At 66.6% G+C, this 18,007-nt stretch carries 14 protein-coding genes; 10 read left to right on the plus strand and 4 right to left on the minus strand.

Features of this window, described 5'->3' with window-relative positions; translation table 11 throughout:
* Positions 1-175: 175 nt before the first annotated feature.
* The 6 genes from AC59GX_RS05340 (at position 176) to AC59GX_RS05365 (ending at position 9,275) form a co-directional block, all read left to right on the plus strand.
* The gene (locus AC59GX_RS05340; RefSeq protein WP_426280753.1) at positions 176-1,198 is read left to right on the plus strand and encodes a helix-turn-helix domain-containing protein; all 1,023 of its coding nucleotides are present in this window, start codon (positions 176-178) and stop codon (positions 1,196-1,198) included.
* 343 nt (positions 1,199-1,541) lie between these two features.
* Positions 1,542-2,195 carry a protein-L-isoaspartate O-methyltransferase family protein gene (locus AC59GX_RS05345; RefSeq protein ID WP_253072502.1) on the plus strand — a complete coding sequence of 218 codons (654 nt, stop codon included), beginning with the start codon at positions 1,542-1,544 and terminating at the stop codon, positions 2,193-2,195.
* A 10-nt stretch (positions 2,196-2,205) separates the two neighbouring features.
* On the plus strand, positions 2,206-3,735 hold the full coding sequence (locus tag AC59GX_RS05350; protein ID WP_426280752.1) for a TolC family outer membrane protein: 1,530 nt from the start codon (positions 2,206-2,208) through the stop codon (positions 3,733-3,735).
* 35 nt (positions 3,736-3,770) lie between these two features.
* Positions 3,771-4,346 carry a DUF2497 domain-containing protein gene (locus AC59GX_RS05355; protein ID WP_426280751.1) on the plus strand — a complete coding sequence of 192 codons (576 nt, stop codon included), beginning with the start codon at positions 3,771-3,773 and terminating at the stop codon, positions 4,344-4,346.
* A 135-nt stretch (positions 4,347-4,481) separates the two neighbouring features.
* Positions 4,482-7,289 (plus strand): valine--tRNA ligase, encoded by a 2,808-nt coding sequence (locus AC59GX_RS05360; protein WP_426280749.1) that lies wholly within the window; start codon positions 4,482-4,484, stop codon positions 7,287-7,289.
* A gap of 588 nt (positions 7,290-7,877) precedes the next feature.
* A complete protein-coding gene (locus tag AC59GX_RS05365) occupies positions 7,878-9,275 on the plus strand; it encodes an MATE family efflux transporter (protein ID WP_426281104.1) in 1,398 nt (465 codons plus the stop codon).
* A gap of 129 nt (positions 9,276-9,404) precedes the next feature.
* On the opposite strand, the gene AC59GX_RS05370 is transcribed toward AC59GX_RS05365, so the two are convergent.
* From AC59GX_RS05370 to AC59GX_RS05385, 4 genes are all read right to left on the minus strand, one after another.
* Positions 9,405-10,169: an NYN domain-containing protein gene (locus tag AC59GX_RS05370; protein WP_426280748.1), complete on the minus strand. Its 765-nt coding sequence runs from the start codon at positions 10,167-10,169 to the stop codon at positions 9,405-9,407.
* Between the two features lie 10 nt (positions 10,170-10,179).
* A complete protein-coding gene (locus AC59GX_RS05375; RefSeq protein ID WP_426280747.1) occupies positions 10,180-10,560 on the minus strand; it encodes a DoxX family protein in 381 nt (126 codons plus the stop codon).
* A gap of 234 nt (positions 10,561-10,794) precedes the next feature.
* Positions 10,795-11,271, minus strand: a complete 477-nt coding sequence (greB, locus tag AC59GX_RS05380; protein ID WP_426281102.1) for a transcription elongation factor GreB — start codon at positions 11,269-11,271, stop codon at positions 10,795-10,797.
* Between the two features lie 72 nt (positions 11,272-11,343).
* Positions 11,344-13,329, minus strand: a complete 1,986-nt coding sequence (locus tag AC59GX_RS05385) for a lytic transglycosylase domain-containing protein (RefSeq protein WP_426280746.1) — start codon at positions 13,327-13,329, stop codon at positions 11,344-11,346.
* A gap of 102 nt (positions 13,330-13,431) precedes the next feature.
* On the opposite strand from AC59GX_RS05385, the gene dapA reads away from it, so the two are divergent.
* From dapA to AC59GX_RS05405, 4 genes are all read left to right on the plus strand, one after another.
* A complete protein-coding gene (gene dapA, locus AC59GX_RS05390) occupies positions 13,432-14,316 on the plus strand; it encodes a 4-hydroxy-tetrahydrodipicolinate synthase (RefSeq protein WP_426280745.1) in 885 nt (294 codons plus the stop codon).
* A gap of 387 nt (positions 14,317-14,703) precedes the next feature.
* Positions 14,704-15,186, plus strand: coding sequence for an SsrA-binding protein SmpB (gene smpB / locus AC59GX_RS05395; RefSeq protein ID WP_055879372.1), 483 nt, complete (start codon positions 14,704-14,706; stop codon positions 15,184-15,186).
* Between the two features lie 3 nt (positions 15,187-15,189).
* Positions 15,190-15,759 (plus strand): DUF2062 domain-containing protein, encoded by a 570-nt coding sequence (locus AC59GX_RS05400; protein WP_426280744.1) that lies wholly within the window; start codon positions 15,190-15,192, stop codon positions 15,757-15,759.
* An 82-nt stretch (positions 15,760-15,841) separates the two neighbouring features.
* The gene (locus tag AC59GX_RS05405) at positions 15,842-17,908 is read left to right on the plus strand and encodes a M13 family metallopeptidase (protein WP_426280743.1); all 2,067 of its coding nucleotides are present in this window, start codon (positions 15,842-15,844) and stop codon (positions 17,906-17,908) included.
* The last annotated feature ends 99 nt before the right edge of the window (positions 17,909-18,007 follow it).

The raw sequence follows: 18,007 nt of genomic DNA on the forward strand, positions 1-18,007 counted from the left end.
TTGCCGCCGACAACGGAATAATCTGGTTTCCTCGACTCGCACGTCGCCGCAGGCGGTGAGCGTCACGCGCTACCGCCCCCGGCCTCGTCCCTGGCCTCGTATCGTGACTCGCACACGTCAGCGTCTTTGCTTAGGGTTAAGTGAAAGGACGTTAATGGCTTTTAGGGGCGGGCGCTTGAAGACGGACAGGATTGCGGGCGGCACGAATACGACGGGTGTCGATGACGAGGTGTTCGCGATGCCGTCCGGCATGGCAATCCGGTATGACCGGCCCGCCGCCGCGCTCGCCGACTATATCACCGGCTATCACGTCTATCGAACCGACACGGGTAGCGAAGCGGGGCAGGTCGACTGGTTCCTGCCGGCGACCGCCAACGTGCGGATCGCGATCGATGCGGGGCCGATCGCGGTCTCGATTGGCCGGCGGACCTACGACCCGCTGCCTGCGGCCAGTCTGTTCGGGCCGACCAACCAGGCGTTGAAGGCGGTGACGCATGGCGGCGTGATGATCGGCTTCGGGATCAGCGCGCTGGGATGGGCACGATTGTTCCGGCGATCGGCCGGCGACTTCCGCAACCGCATCGTGCCGCTGGAAGACGTGCTCGGGAAGGCGTTCACGCGCGATCTGGTAGCGGGCTTGCAGGGCGCGCCGGATGATGCCGCCGTCGCGCCGATCCTCGATGCGATGTTGCTCGCGCGGCTGGGGCCGCCGCATGCCGATGCGCCGCAGATCCGGCAGTTGATGGAGATACTCGCGACCGATGGCCCGACCGACATCGCGTCCGCCGCTGCGCAACTCGACATACCGACGCACGCGTTGCGGCGATTGTCGGTGCGCCATTTCGGGTTTCCGCCCAAGATGCTCCTCTTGCGCGCGCGGTTCCTGCGATCGTTCGTCCGGCTGATGATGGCCGGCGGCGAGGCGGATTATACGACGATCGACCGCTCCTATTTCGATGCGTCGCATTTCCTCCGCGACTCGGCGACGTTCCTGGGAATGACCCCGCGGCGTTTCATGGCGCTGACCAAGCCGTTCCTGAAGGCAAGCCTGCGGGCGCGGAATGCAGTGCTGGGATCGCCGACGCAGGTGCTGCACGACATCGAAAAGGCGCCGGCGCGCGATGCGCTGCCGCGCGACTCGACCCGAGCGACGCAACAGCGGGTCATTTCGCGGGACGGTTCCGCGATCGGGTGCTAAGGACAGGCGCAGAGGTGTTGCCGGGATTTCTCGTGCGCCCTCGACGCCCCGTTCGCGGCATCTCGGTGTCACACGGGCGGGCGGGGCGTCTCCCGGTCCCCCGCAGGCGCGCTGCCGACGCCCGCGTGAATCGTGGCGAAATCCGACCAACCGATGCTTGGCGTCGCCGCGCCCACGCGATAACAGACGCACTATATCCGGCCGCGCGATATCGGAGCGATCCGAAACTAGTGTATTGCGTGGCTAAAACAGTTGTGCGACAGGATGCGCCATGACGACGACGACTCTCGATACTCCTTCGCTCGCAGCCGATACCCATGAGATCGGCGGGACTACCGTGTCCATGGCTCCCGCAACGTTCGACACGATGCGTCACGCGATGGTGGCGAGCCAGTTGCGCACCAACGCAGTCAACGACCAGCGCGTCGTCGCGGCGATGGCACGCGTGCCGCGCGAGGCGTTCATGCCCGCCGACGTCCGCGCACTTGCATACCGCGACGCGACGATCCCGTTGGGACGCGGACGCTATGCCAACCTGCCGATGGCGACCGGCCGTTTGCTCACCGAAGCTTATCTGACCGCGACCGACCGTGTCCTGCTGATCGGTGCCGCGACCGGCTATACCGCGGCGGTGCTGGCCGAGATCGTTGGCTCGGTCGTCGCGGTCGAGAGCGATCCTGCCTTGCTGGCGATCGCCCGCGAGGCACTCGCCGGGACCGGTAATGTCGAACTCGTCGAGGCACCGATGCAGGACGGCCACGCCGCCGGCGCGCCCTATGACGTGCTGATCGTCGATGGCGCGGTCGAGACCGTGCCCGACGCGTTGATCACGCAGGTCAAGTCGGGTGGCCGTGTGACCGCAGGAATCGCCGAGCGCGGACTGACCCGGCTCGCATCGGGCCGCAAGACCGATGGCGGGTTTGCGCTGTCGGCGTTCGTCGATGTCGAATGCGTGAGCTTGCCTGGCTTCGACGCCCCCAAACCCTTCCGGTTCTGAGCAGAAAACCATGGCCCGCGCCGCACTTCTCCGCAGTCTGCTCCTGAGTGTTGCGCTGACGTATAGCGCTGCACCACTCCATGCGGAGACGCTGCGCGAGGCGCTGGTCAAGGCGTACAACACCAACCCGACGATCACGGCACAGCGCGCTACCCTGCGCGCGACGGATGAGAACGTGCCGATCGCCCGCGCGGCGGGGCTGCCGTCGGCTAACGCGACTGGCGATCTCACCGAATTCCTCGTCACCGGCCAAAACAACTTTCTCGCGCCGCCGCGTCAGGGCGTTGCGCGGGCGAACGTGTCGGTGCCGCTGTATCAGGGCGGGCAGGTCCGCAATTCGGTTGCCGCAGCGAAAACCCGCGTCGAGGGTGGCCGCGCGACGTTGCGGAGTACCGAAGCCGATTTGTTCACCAACGTCGTCGCAGCGTACATGGACGTGATCCGTGACGAGGCGATCGTCGGCTTGAACACGCAGAACGTCCGCGTTCTCGACGTCAACCTCCAGGCCAGCCGCGACCGTTTCCAGGTCGGCGACCTGACCCGCACCGACGTGGCCCAGTCCGAAGCGCGGCTCGCGCTTGCCCGCGCACAGCTCCAGTCCGCACAAGCCAATCTGATATCCAGCCGCGAAAGCTATATCCAGTTCGTCGGGACACCACCCGGCACGCTCGACACGCCACCGACGCTGCCGCATCTGCCCGACAGCCCGGCCTCGGCCGTGACCGTCGCGATCGACAACAACCCGGTGCTGATCGCCGCCGCCAAGGAGCGGGACGCGAGCCGCTACGATGTCGGCGTTGCCCGCGCGAGCCGGCTTCCGCAGATCAGTGCGGTCGGGGGCGCGAGCTACACCAATTATCTTGGCTCGATCGCGTCGGTGCCCAACGACGTCAACCGCATCCCCAACGCCAATAAGGCGGTGCAAGCCGGGCTGTCGTTGACGCTGCCGCTGTTCCAGGGCGGGCGCCCCGCCGCGCAGGTTCGCCAGGCCGAGGCGTACCAGTCGCGCGCGATCGAGAACGTCACCGCGACCGAGCGCAACGTCATCGCGCAGGCGCGCTCCGCCTTTGCCATCTGGCGCTCGTCGGAGCAGGTGATCCAGTCGTCGGAAACCGCGGTCAACGCCAACAAGCTGAGCCTCGAAGGCGTCCGCGCCGAGAACAGCGTCGGCACGCGCACGATCCTCGACATCCTCAACGCCGAGCAGGAATTGCTCAACAGCCAGGTCACGCTCGTGACCGCGCGGCGCGATGCGTATGTCGCGGGCTTCGCGCTGCTGGCCGCGATGGGCCAGGCCGAGGCGCGAGACCTGGGGCTCGACGGCGGCGTGCTCTACGATCCGGTCGCGAACTACAACCGCGTCCGCCGCAAGATCTGGGATTTCGGCGGCGACGGCGAGCCCGTGCCGGTCGCCACTCGCACCGCGCAGTCGCCCGCGCAGAACGCCACGGTTCAGGCGCAGTCCGACCCCTTGCTCGATACGCCGGTTGACAGGAACCCCGCCTTGACGACAGGTAAGGACGCGCCGAGCCGCCAATAGGGGCGCGCGGGGCAACGGGGTTTGGGATGGTCCGGATGGGGGATGTCAACGGCGAGCCGTCGATGGAGGAAATCCTCTCGTCGATCAAACGCATCATCGCGGAAGAGGGCGACACGCCGGGCCGGTCGCGTCGCCCTGCGCGTGCGACGTCCGCGCCGGTCGATCTCGATCCGGCCTATTTCGACGGCGACCATGACGACGATGAGATTCTCGAACTGAGCGACCCCATGCCCGATCGTACGCCGCGCCCGCCCAAGTCCCCGGTGCTCAGCGCCGCTGATACCCCGCCCGAACCACGCCACGTCGCGCCGCAAATGCCCCCCCAGATGACATCGCCAAAGCCCGCGCCGAGTGCCAAGCCGCAGCCGGCCACCGATGCCGCGGCCGAGCCGATCGTCTCGCGCCACACCGCCGCTGCAACGCGCGCGCCGCTCGAGGCGTTGACGCGGATGATGGTAAAACCCGAAACCGGCAATGACGGCACGCTTGAGGGCCTGGTGCGCGAGATGCTCCGGCCGATGCTGCGCGAATGGATCGATGCCAACCTTCCCAACATGGTCGAGGACATGGTCTCGCGTGAGATCGCCAAGATCATGAACCAGCAGCCCTAAACCAACCTGCCCCCCTCCCGGAAAGGGAGGGGCCGGGGGTGGGTAGGCTGGTTGTCGCGCCCCGACGCCAATTCCAAATCCCACACGCTCCCCAAAGGCTGGCCTAGCCCCGACACGCTCGCTAAGGCCATTGGCATGAGCGAGCTTCCCAAAACCTTCGACCCGGCCTCCATCGAATCGCGCTGGTACGCGCATTGGGAGGCAAGCGGCCAGTTCCGCCCCGACCGTCCGAACGCCGAGCCGTGGACGATCGTCAACCCGCCGCCCAACGTCACGGGCTCGCTGCACATCGGCCACGCGCTCGACAACACGCTGCAGGACATCCTCACGCGCCACGCCCGCCTGAAGGGCAAGGACGCCTTGTGGGTGGTCGGCACCGATCACGCCGGCATCGCGACGCAGATGGTGGTCGAGCGCCAGATGGGCGCGCTTACCCCGCCGCAGAAGCGCACCGACATGACTCGCGAGGAGTTCGTCGCGAAGGTCTGGGCGTGGAAGGAAGAGAGCGGCGGCGAGATCACGCAACAGCTCCGCCGGCTCGGCTGCTCGATGGACTGGGCGAACGAGCGCTTCACGATGGACGAGGGCTTCTCGAAGGCCGTCCTGAAAGTGTTCGTCGACCTCCACAAGCAGGGGCTCCTCTATCGCGACAAGCGCCTCGTGAACTGGGATCCGGGCCTCGGCACCGCGATCAGCGACCTCGAGGTCGAGACGCGCGAGATCAAGGGCAGCTTCTGGCACCTGCGCTATCCGCTCGAAGACGGCGCCCTTGGACAAGAGGGGGGCTTCATCGAGGTCGCGACCACGCGGCCCGAGACGATGCTCGCCGACATGGCGGTAGCAGTGAACGGCGCGGATGAGCGCTACACCGCGCTGATCGGCAAGCAGGTGAAGCTGCCGATCACCGGGCGACTGATTCCGATCATCGCCGACGACCATGCCGATCCTGAGTTGGGATCTGGCGCTGTCAAAATCACGCCGGGCCACGACTTCAACGATTTCGAGGTCGGCAAGCGGGCAGGGATGGCCGCCGGGTCGATGCTCAACATGCTCGATGCCAAGGCGCGCGTCGTGCAGGTGTCCGACGGGCTGATCCCTGAGGAGCTGCTTGGGTTGACGACCGCTGAGGCGCGGAAGGCCGTGGTCGCGCGTCTCAAGGAAGAAGGCTTCCTGATCGCGCACGTCGACAAGGACGGCGAAGAGCACGACGCCGAGCCGCGCACGATCCAGACGCCGTATGGCGATCGCTCGGGCGTGGTGATCGAGCCGTGGCTGACCGACCAATGGTATGTAGACGCAAAGACGCTTGCGCAGCCGGCGATCGAGGCGGTCCAGACCGGCGCGATCGATATCGTGCCCAAGACCTGGGAGAAGACGTTCTTTAACTGGATGGACAACATCCAGCCTTGGTGCGTGTCGCGGCAGCTTTGGTGGGGACACCAGATTCCGGCGTGGTTCGGTCCGGACGGTACGCCGTACGTGGCCGAGACCGAGGCCGAAGCGCAGGCTCTTGCGGGTGAGGGCGTGACGCTAACGCGCGACCCCGACGTGCTCGACACCTGGTTCTCGTCCGCCCTCTGGCCCTTCGCCACGCTCGGCTGGGACGGTTCTTCCCCCCTCCCGCAAGCGGGAGGGGCCGGGGGTGGGCACGCGCTTACCTCGAACGCTACGCCCGAAGGCGAGCGCGAGCCCACCCCTCAATCCCCTCCCGCAAGCGGGCGGGGAGGCCAGTTAGGCGGTCGCTACCCCAACGACGTCCTCATTTCCGGCTTCGACATCCTGTTCTTCTGGAACGCGCGGATGATGATGCAGGGGCTGCACTTCATGAAGGACGTGCCGTTCCGCACGCTCTACCTCCACGGCCTCGTCCGCGCGGCGGACGGCGCGAAGATGTCGAAGTCGAAGGGCAACGTCGTCAACCCGCTCGGGTTGATCGACACCTACGGCGCCGACGCGCTGCGCTTCTTCATGGCGGCGATGGAGAGCCAGGGCCGCGACATCAAGATGGATGAGAAGCGCGTCGAGGGCTATCGCAACTTCGCCACCAAGTTGTGGAACGCCGCCCGGTTCGCGCAAGCCAACGGCATCGTCGCCAGCACCAATCTGGAGGCGCCGCGCGCGGAATTGGCGGTCAACAAGTGGATCATCGCCGAGACGATCGCGACCGTCCAGACGGTCGACCTCGCGCTCGCCGACTACCGCTTCGACGGCGCCGCCAACGCGATCTACCAGTTCGCGTGGAGCCGGTTCTGCGACTGGTATCTCGAACTGATCAAGCCGCAGATGGTCGGCGACGAGCGTGGTGTCATCGACGACGAATCGAAGGCCGTGGCCGGCTGGGTGCTCGACCAGATCCTGGTCCTGCTCCACCCGTTCATGCCGTTCATCACCGAGGAACTGTGGCACGCGATGGGCCCGCGCGATCACGACCTGATCGTCGCGAAATGGCCGATGGCGGACGCGCGGTCGCTCGATCCCGAGGCGAGCAAGGAAGTCGACTGGCTGATCCGCCTGGTTCAGGAAATCCGCACCGCGCGGAATGAGTTGAACGTGCCACCGGGCGCGCGCCTGCCGCTCCACGTCCGCGATGCGAATGCGGCGACGTTGGCGCGGTTGGAGCGCCAAGCACCTGCGCTCGCGCGTCTCGCCCGCGTCACGCATGCCGAGGGCGAAGCCACCGGTGGCGCGGCGCAGGTCGTGGTCGACGAAGCGACCTTCGTCCTGCCGCTGGAAGGCGTCATCAACCTCGACTCCGAACGCGCCCGCCTGACCAAGGCGATCGCGGCGGCGGAGAAGGAGCGCGACGCGCTGTCAGGCCGCTTGGGCAATGCGAGCTTCGTCGAACGCGCCAAGCCCGAAGCGGTGGAAAAGGCCAAGGCCGACCACGCCGACAAGGCCGCCGAAGCCGCCCGGTTGCAGGCTGCACTCGGCCGCTTGGGCTAACCTGCTCCCCTCCCGCTCGCGGGAGGGGTTGGGGGAGGGGCGTGCCCCAAGAAGCCAGACGCCAGTACGTACGTCGCGCCCTCCCCTGACCCCTCCCGCAGGCGGGAGGGGAATAAGTGCTTGAAGACCTCGTCGCTCCAACCAAAGTCCGTCACCCCAGCGAAAGCTAGGGTATCCCAGCGAGTTACTACACCGGCCGGCCGATAACGGGATACCCCAGCTTTCGCTGGGGTGACGGTTCGGGAGGGGCGGCTCTACGGCGTAGGGTATGTCCCTGTCATCTTGTTCTCCCGCGAAGGCGGGAGCCCAGTCTGGGCCCCCGCCTTCGCGGGGAAACAAAATACGCTTCGCTCCCGGCTCGGGACCTACCGGCTTGTTCCGGAGTTCAATCCGCGGCTAGGCACTCGACATAACAGGGCGCCTGCCCGTTCACCGGTATATGCCGGACCGAGTTCGGCCTGACGGAGAGACTGTGTGAGCGACCTTCCACCCGACGTCGAGACCAGCGCCGACCCACGCGCGCCATTAAGCCCAAATCTCGATCGCCCGCGCGGCAAGCCAGGCCAGCGCGACCTCACCACCGGACACATCGGCCGCACGCTCCTAGCGTTTGCGCTCCCGACGCTCGGCTCGAACATCCTCCAGTCGCTCAACGGCTCGATCAACGCGATCTGGGTCGGACGGTATCTCGGCGAGGGCGCGCTCGCCGCGACCTCCAACGCCAACATCATCATGTTCCTGACGTTCGGCGCGGTGTTCGGGTTCGGCATGGCGGCGACCATCCTGGTCGGCCAGAGCTTCGGCCGCCACGATCTCGAAGGCGCACGCCGGGCGTTCGGCTCCGCGGTCGGCTTGGTCCTCGGCGGAGCGATCGTGATCGCCGCGCTCGGCTGGGTGTTCGCGCCCGAGATTCTGCATCTGCTCGCCACCCCCGGCGACGCGATGCCGCTCGCGCTCGCCTATCTGCGCGTGATCTTCCTCGGGCTGCCCGCGTCGATGATGATGGTGCTGCTGATGATGGGCCTCCGCGGGACCGGCGATTCGATGACGCCGCTCTGGTTCATGCTGCTCAGCGCGATCCTCGACAGCGGGCTCAACCCGTTGCTGATCGCCGGTATCGGACCGTTCCCGCAGATGGGGATCGCGGGCTCGGCGATGGCGACGCTGGTCGCGAGCCACGTTTCGCTGCTCGGGCTGATCGTCTACATTTACAAGCGCGACCTGCCATTGCGGCTACGCGGCAACGAACTCCGTTACCTCATCCCCGAGCGCGCGTTGACCGGCACGATCGTCCGGAAAGGCTTGCCGATGGGTGCGCAGATGCTCGTCATGTCGACCGCCGGCCTCGCGATGGTCGGGCTGGTCAACCGGCTCGGCGTCGATACCGCGGCGGCCTATGCCGTCTCGCAGCAACTGTGGACCTATATCCAGATGCCCGCGCTGGCGATCGGCGCAGCGGTCAGTTCGATGGCGGCACAGAATATCGGTGCGGGTCGCTGGGACCGGGTCGGCGACATCACGAAGTACGGCCTGCTCTTCAATGTCGCGTTGACCGGTGCGATGGTCGGCGTGGTGCTCCTGTTTGATCGTCCGGTGATGACGTTGTTCATCGGCGGCGCGAGCCCCGCGCTGCCGATCGCGCGGCATATCCAGCTGATCGCGAGTTGGAACTTCATCCTGTTCGGCGCGACGATGGTGCTGTTCTCGACCGTCCGCGCGAACGGCGCAGTGATCGCGCCGCTGATCGCGCTGATCGTCGCGCTGTATCCGGTGCGGATCGGCTTTGCGTTGCTTGCAAAGCCGTGGCTTGGGGCGGATGCGTTGTGGTGGAGCTTCCCGCTGGGATCGCTCGCGACGCTGGCGATCGCGGCGTGGTATTATCGCTACGGCAACTGGCGGAAAGGCGCGCTGATCGTACCCGACGACAGCGAGGAACAGGCGCACGGCATGAGCGAGCCGGGCGGGCGGTTGCAGCCTACGGGGTGAGGCGAACCGCGCTCCCCTCCCTGAAAGGGAGGGGCTGGGGGTGGGTAGGCCGGCTTGTGTCGTCCCGGTTCGGTTATGCGGAAGCCGACCCACCCCCGACCCCTCCCTTCCAGGGAGGGGGGGGAAGATTTAGCGCAGCCGCTTGACGAAAGACCGCCCACCTTCGCGCCGCTCATGCTGGAAGTTCGGAATCGTCTCGATCAGGTCCGACAGCCGGTTGAACCCGTAATTGCGCGCGTCGAAGCTTGAGCGGTTGCCGGCGAGCTGGCCGAGTTCGGCGACGCTCGCATAGCCCTTCTCGTCGCGCTTCACCGCGTTATACGCGTCGATCAGCAGCTTGATCACCTGCTCGTCGATCGGTTGCGCGGTCTTCGGCCGAGCGACTGGCGCCGGGGCAGCGGGCTTTTCGCCAGCCACCGGAGCAGGCACTGGCGCGGGCATCGCCTGCGACGTCTCGTTCAGCGCGCCGACGTCAATGAACCGCGTGCACGCCTGCCGAAACCCTTCCGGCGTGCGGCTCGTGCCGAAGCCATACACCGGTATCCCATCCTGGCGGATGCGCGTCGCGAGCGGCATGAAATCGCTGTCCGACGACATGATCCCGAAGCCGTCGATGCGCCCGCGGAACAGCAGGTCCATCGCGTCGATCGTCATCTTCATGTCGGTCGCGTTCTTGCCCTTGGTCAGGTCGAACTGCTGCTGCGGCTCGATGCCGTGCTTGATCGACATGTCGCTCCACGCCTTCAGCGCGGGCTTCGACCAATTGCCATAGACCCGCCGGACGTTGACCGTGCCGAGCTCGGCAAGGACGGTCAGCACCGGGTCGAGGGTCGCCGCGGACGCATTGTCCGCGTCGATCAGGAGGGCGACGTTGCGCGTTGTGGTATCGATCATGCGCGCAAGGTTAGCCGCGCCCGCGCTGCGCGTCCACGCTCCAGACACCGCCACCGGCTGCGGCGAGGTACAGGAACACGAAGCAGTAGAGCACCGCCGCCTCGCCGCCATTGGCGATCGGGAAGGGGCCCTTCGGCATATGCGCCATGAAATACGCGACCGCCGACATGCCCGACAGCACGAACGCAACCGGCCGCGTGAACAGGCCGATGATCAGCAGCGCGCCGCCGACGACTTCGAGACCGCCCGCGGCGTACAGCAGCGGGTTCATCGGCATCGGGAAGGGCGGCAGGCCGAAGAATTTCGAGATGCCGTGACTGAAGAATACCAGCGCGACGACGATGCGCATGACGCTGAGCAGGCGGGCGGACCAGGTGGCGGGTATCGGCATGGGGTATCCTCGAGTGTCGTTGCGTGGGCGAAACGTCACACGGGGGCGGCGCGAGGTCAATTCGCGTAGATCGAAACGGATCGTTGACGGGCGCACTCTCACGATCCTCCCCCGCAAGGGGGAGGTGGCACCGCAGGTGACGGAGGGGGAGGAAACGGAACAGCGGTTTCCCTTACCTCCCTCTCCGTCTGGCAAGCGCCAGCCACCTCCCCCTAGCGGGGGAGGATCGCAACGTCAGGGGTAGGAGATCGCGATCACCTCGTACTCGCGTTCGCCAGCTGGCAAATCCACGCGCCGCACGTCGCCGATCGCGGCGCCGCGTAAGGCGCGCGCAAACGGCGAGTTCCAGCCGATCCGCCCGTTGCTCGCGTCAGTCTCGTCGTCACCAACCAGCGTCAGGACACGCTCGACGTCATCCTCGTCCGCGACCGTCACGCACGCGCCGAACCACACGCGCGAACGGTCTTCCTGCTGCGCGGGATCGACGACCTTGGCCGCCTTCATCCGCTTCGACAGCCAGCCGAGCCGACGGTCGATCTCGCGCAGGCGCTTTCGGCCGTAGATGTAATCGCCGTTCTCGGACCGGTCGCCGTTGCCTGCCGCCCACGAGATGACTTCAACCAAGGCCGGGCGCTCGGTCGACAGGAGTTGCTCGTATTCGGTGCGGAGTACGGCGTAGCCGGCGGGGGTTATGTAGTTGGGGCGATCCATGCGCTTGCCTACCATGTTCTCCCGCGAAGGCAGGAGCCCAGTCTGGACACCCGCCTTCGCGGGAGAACAGCCTCAACCCGGCCGGTTCTTCCCCAGATACCACGACAGCCGCGCCGCGCCCCGGCTCTTCGCCCGCGCGGGGTTCATCAAATCGTACACCACCGCATTTTCCAGCACGCGCTGCACATAGTTGCGCGTCTCCTGGTACGGGATCGCCTCGACCCAATCGACCATGTCCACGGCCCCGGTCCGCGGATCGCCGTTCGTGCGGAGCCATTTGTTCACGTTGCCGCCGCCCGCATTATACGCCGCCACCGCCAGCGGATAACTGCCGTAATTGGCGTACACGCGCTGGAAATAGCTGGACCCCAGCATGATCGACATGTTCGGATCGGTCGTCAGTGCAGCCTGGTTATACGTGAGGCCGATCTTCCCCGACTGCTCGCGCGCGGTCGCCGGCATCAACTGCATCAGCCCACGCGCGCCCGCGTGGCTCACCGCGGCGCGATCGAACTGGCTCTCCTGCCGCGAGATCGCGTGGATAATCGTCCAGTTGTCCTCATACCCCGCCGGCACCGACACCATCGGAAAACCGACCGCGGAATAATCGCTGAGCCCATTCGCCAGCGCACTCCGCCCGACCATCACACCCAGGTCCGGCCGGTTGATGCTCTTCGACAGTTCGGCGGCGAGCAAGTGATCGGTGTCGGTCGTCGCATCCGCTGCGATCTGGCGGACGAACGCGGTCTGGTCCTGCCAGTCGCCGATCTGCCCGAGGAACTTGACCGCGCGCACCGTCTCGCGCCGATCGAACGCCGCACGCGTCGCCGGATCGATCGCGACGGAAGCAACCGAAGGCGGCGCGACCAGCGCTCGTCCGGTCCGCTCGTTAGCCAACTGTCCGTAATATTGATCGCGGTACCCCGCCGCCTGGCCGTAGAACGCAGCAGCCTGAGGCGCCAACCCGGCCGCCTCCGCCGCACGCCCCGCCCAGTAATACCCCTTCGACCGAACCTGCGGCGAGCGCGAGCCGCGCGCGTACCGGTCGAACAGCGTCATCGCATCCGCCGGCCGGCCGAGCTGCTTCATCGCTACCCGTCCACCGAGCCAGGCGAGATTGGTATATTCGTCGCGCTCGGCATAGGATTTTGCCGCGATGTCCGCGCCATACGGATACGCATCGTCGATCTGCCGCGCGATGTCGTAGGCGACCTGGTATTGCCCGTCGTTCGCCGCGCCATTGGCGTTGGTGACGAGCACCTCGTACCACTCGGCGGCATTGCCCGGCCGCGTCACCAATGACCGAGGCCGCGCCAGCCACGACCGCGCCGAAGGGCTGGCGCCCGAATTGCGCAACCATTGCGCCCGGTCCGCGACATAGCCCGCGTCGTTCGCATACAGTGTCTGCGTCGAAGCCGAGATATCCGACGCGTTCGGCGCATTCGTCCGGAACGCCAACCGCGCCTCGAAGATCGGCCGCCGCGCCGCGCTCGTCCACACCAGTTGCCGCTGTGCCGCGCCGGTCTGGCCCGCCCACAATAGCGCATCCATCCGCGCATCCTGATCGTCCGGCGTCAGCGCACCCGGAAAGCCCGACACCACCATCGCCTCGTCGGTCGGCGTCAGGCCGCTGCTCCGCCATGCCGTCCGCACCGCAGCATACGCCTGATCCCGCGCGCCGGTAGCCTGCAAAGCCCGCGCATACGCGACACCGCCCGACGCGGACTGCGGCGGATAACGACGGAAAAACGCGACGACGCTCGTCGGCGATCCGGTCGCCGCCTTGCGCTCCGCCGCACGCCGGTTGGCTGTCTCGTTCGGCCAACCGGCGTGCGCCATCAGGAAGCCCGCATAGCTGTCGAACGGCAGAGCATCCGTCTGCTGCAACGCCCGCCACTGCGCGATGGTCGAGGCGATCGCGCCATCCGTTGCCATCGGCTGCGCATTGGGCCCCATATTGGCCAATTGCGTGCTGTAGCGATCCAGCGTCTGCTGGCCGCCTCCCGACGCGGCGACCGTCCCCGCCACGACTGCAAGGAGAAGGCTCGTTTTAAACATCGATGCTACCATGTGGACAGCATACGCCCCGAACCCGTATCTGTCCTGAACGAAATCCGGATTTTGCAAGACATCCGGCGCAACAGGACCGCAGGCCACCGCATGTTTTCAGGATCTATTCCGGCGCTCGTCACGCCGTTCGCCGCCGATGGCAGCTTCGACGAACCCGCCTACCGCGACTTCATCGAATGGCAGATCGTCGAGGGCTCGTCGGGGCTGGTCGCGTGCGGGACCACGGGTGAGGCGGCCACCCTGTCGTATGACGAGCATTTCCACGTCGTCCGCGTCTGCGTAGATCAGGCGAAGGGCCGCGTGCCCGTCATCGCCGGTGCAGGCTCGAACGACACGCGCGTTGCCTCGGCAAACCTGCGCGCCGCGAAGGAAGCCGGCGCCGACGCCGCGCTGATGGTGCCGCCCTATTACAACCGGCCGGGGCAGGAGGGCATTTTCCGCCACTTCGAGGCGCTGGCGACGTCGACCCCGCTGCCGATCATCCTCTACAATGTCCCCGCACGGACGGTAACGGACATCCAGCCCGCGACTCTCGCGCGGATCGTGGCAGCGTTCCCGAACGTGTTCGTCGGCGTGAAGGATGCCAGCGGCGTCCTCGCCCGCGTTTCTCAGCACCGCGCGGCATGCGGCCCGGATTTCTGCCAGCTGTCGGGCAATGACGACCTCGCGCTGGCGTTCAACGTCATGGGCGGCACCGGCTGCATCTCGGTAACCGCCAACGTCGCGCCGAAGCTGTGCGCGGAGTTCCAGGCGGCGTGCCAGGCGGGCGATTTCGTCAAGGCGCTGGCCTATCAGGATCAGCTCTATCCCCTGCACGAAGCGCTGTTCACCGACGCCTCGCCCGGCCCGGTGAAGTACGCGATGACGAAGGTGCGGGCGGGCTTCCCGGAGACCCTGCGCCTACCGATGACCCCAGCCGGCGAAGCATCGCGCGCGGCCGTCGACGCAGCGCTCGAACACGCCCGCCTCATCTGACCAGGCCGCAACGGTCCCCCCTCCCTGGAAGGGAGGGGCAGGGGGTGGGTTGGCCAGCTCGAGCCACCGACCCTAGGACACGAGGAAGCGGACCCACCCCCAACCCCTCCCTTCCAGGGATGGGCGAAGAAGAGGAGGGCAGGACCAACTAGAAGTCACCACCACCGCTTCCCCCAAGCATTGCGGGCTGTGGCCGATGCGGCGTTGGCGCACACCGGTCTGGTTTGACCTTAACTGCCGTTCTCCTGCGAAAGCAGGAGCCCAGGGTCACGAATACCGCCGCGTGTAACCCTGGCCTCCTGCGTTGGCAGGAGAACGGCGTTTGTTTGCGCCAATAGCACCCCACCGCTTCCCCTAAGCCTCGCGACCTCCTACATCGCGCGTCCCATGGCACGTCCCAAACCCCCTACCTTCGAGAAGACCAAGATCGTCGCCGAGAACCGGCGCGCGCGGTACGACTACTACATCGAGCAGGTGTTCGAAGCGGGCATCGCGCTCACCGGCACCGAGGTGAAGGCGCTGCGCGGCGGCGAGGGCTCGATCGCCGAGGCCTATGCCGAGGTGAAGGGCAAGAACGTCGTTCTGGTCAATTCGAACATCCCCGAATTCAGCCACGGGAACCGCTTCAACCACGAGCCCAAGCGGCCGCGCAAGTTGCTGCTCCACGAGCGTGAGATCAACAAGATGTTCGGCGCGGTCGCGCGCCAGGGCATGACGCTCGTGCCTCTGATGATCTACTTTAATTCAAAGGGCCGCGCGAAGATCGAACTGGCGCTCGCCAAGGGCAAGCAGAACCACGACAAGCGCGATTCGGTGAAGGAACAGGACTGGAAGCGGGAGCAGGGCCGGATCATGCGGGATCGCGGATAGCCTGTGTCGAAGGCGCCGGGCAGTATCTTCGGGCGCCTCGCGGCGTGGTCGCATCGCAACTTGCCGACCCGCGAATCGATGGAGCGGAACCGTCTTCTCCGCCCGGTCGCGCACCGCGTCCTCGCGCCCGAGCTCTGGCGTTTCACCCGCCGTTCCGTTCCGCGCGGTGTCGCGCTCGGGATGGTCGCGGGCATCCTGATCCCGGTCGCGCAGACGCCGGTCGCGGCGATCTTCGCGCTGCCGTTCCGCGCCAACGTGCCGACCGCTGCGCTGACCACCTTCATCACCAACCCGCTGACCACGCCGCCGCTCTGGATCGCGGCCTATTGGATCGGCTCGTCCTTGCTGCGGCTCGACGCGCACGTCCCCGGCCAGCCCGTCGCGGATGCCGCGGCGCGCACCGAATGGATCCCGTGGCTGATGCAGGCGGGGCCCGCTACCGCGCTCGGTCTGCTGGTCATCACGGTCGTGTGTTCGGTCGGCGGTTACGCGCTCAGCGCGCTCGGCTGGCGGCTGTGGATCGCGCGCAAGTGGCGGCACCGCCACGACAATCGCCACGGTCATGTTTCGTAACATTTGACACCGGTTGGAATTGACGGACCGTCCTATCGGCGTAGAACACACCGCATCCTGAAGATCTTTTCCGAGGTTCTTGATGCGTAAGTCGATTGTTACCGTGATCCTGCTCGCGTCCGCCGCATCGGCCTTCGCCCAAACCAGTGCCCCGTCGCCGACCCTCGCCAAAGCTGCGAAGGGCCCCGTCGCCGCCAAGGACGCCAACAAGCCGCAGATCGGCGAATTCGGCTTCGACATGGCGGGCCGCGATACCAGCGTGACGCCAGGCACCGACTTCTTCGATTACGCGAACGGCGGCTGGGTGAAGACCACGCCGATCCCCGCCGATCGCTCGTCCTACGGCATGTTCCACGTCCTCCAGGACCTGTCGCTCGAACGCACCCGCACGATCCTCGACGTCTCCGCCAAGACGCCCGGCGACAAGGTCGGCGATTTCTATTCCAGCTTCATGGACGAGGCCGCGGTCAACGCGAAGGGCGCGACGCCCGTCAAGCCGATGCTCGCCGCGCTCAAGGCGACCAAGGATAAGACCGCGCTCGTCACCGAGATCGCCAAGCTCCAGCGCCAGGGCGTCGGCGGCCTCGTCGGCGTCGGCGTGCAGCAGGACGACAAGGATCCGACCACCTATGTCGTGAGCCTCGGCCAGAGCGGCATCGGTCTCCCCGATCGCGATTACTACCTCAAGGACGACGCCAAGCTCGCCACGATCCGCACCGCGTACCAGGCGTATCTGACGCGGATGCTCACGCTCGCCGGCGAGCCTAACGCAGCCGCTCGCGCCGCCGCCGTCTTCAACATGGAGAAGGGCCTCGCCACCGCGCACTGGACGCGGATCGAGAGCCGCGACGCCGACAAGACCTACAACAAATGGACCGCCGCCGACTTCGCGGCAAAGGCGCCGGGCTTCCCCTGGGCGCAGTACATGACCGCGATGGGCGTCACCGGTCGTCCGTTCTACCTCGTCGCACAGCCGAGCGCGGTGACCGGCGAGGCGAAGGTGTTCGCCGACACGCCCATCAACGTCCTGCAGGACTATGCGATGCTGAAGGTGCTGCGCTCGTACGCGCCGTATCTGTCGAGCGATTTCGACAAGACCAACTTCGCCTTCTACGGCACCACGCTGTCGGGCACGCCCGAGCAGCAGGTCCGCTGGAAGCGCGGCGTCTCGACCGTGTCGGGCGCGATGGGCGAGGCGATCGGCCAGCAGTACGTGGCAAAGTATTTTCCGCCCGCGTCGAAGGCCGCCGCCGACGATCTCGTCAAGAACGTCATCGCGGCGATGGGCGAGCGTCTCCGGAACCTCGAATGGATGGCGCCCGAGACCAAGACCAAGGCGCTCGCCAAGCTCGCCGCCTTCACCCCGAAGATCGGCTATCCCGACAAGTGGCGCGATTATTCCGCGCTCCAGATCCAGCGCGGCGATCTCGTCGGTAACGTGTCGCGCGCCAACGCGTTCGAATATGATCGCGACCTGAAGAAGCTCGGCCAGCCAATCGATCGGGCTGAGTGGTTCATGACGCCGATGACGATCAACGCCTACGCCAATCCGACGATGAACGAGGTGGTCTTCCCGGCCGCGATCCTCCAGCCGCCGTTTTTCGATCCGAAGGCGGACCCGGCGGTAAATTACGGCGGCATCGGCGCGGTGATCGGTCACGAGATCAGCCACCATTTCGACGACCAGGGCCGCAAATACGACCTCAACGGCAAGCTTACCGACTGGTGGACGCCGCAGGACGTCGCGCGCTTCAAGGTGTTCACCGACGCGCTCGTGAAGCAGTATGACGCGTACGAACCGCTCCCCGGCCAGCACATCCAGGGCGGCCTGACGCTCGGCGAGAACATCGCCGATCTCGCCGGCCTGACGGTGGCGTACGACGCGTACCACAAGTCGCTCGGCGGCAAGCAGGCGCCGATCATCGACGGCACGACCGGTGACCAGCGCTTCTACTATGGCTGGGCCGGCGTCTGGCGCACCAAGTTCCGCGACGCCGCGCTTCAGCAGACGTTGCTGTCCGACCCGCACTCGCCGGGCCACCAGCGCGTCCTGACGGTCCGCAACCTCGATCCCTGGTACGCCGCATTCGGCGCCAAGCCCGGCGAGAAGAGCTACCTCGCCCCCGCCAACCGCGTCCGTATCTGGTAACCCCCTCCGTCATGCCGGGCTCGTTCCGGCATCCACGGTTCCGCATAATCGAGAGACGTGATTACGTGGAACGGTGGACCCCGGAACGAGTCCGGGGTG

The organism is Sphingomonas sp. 320_CC (assembly GCF_059691795.1).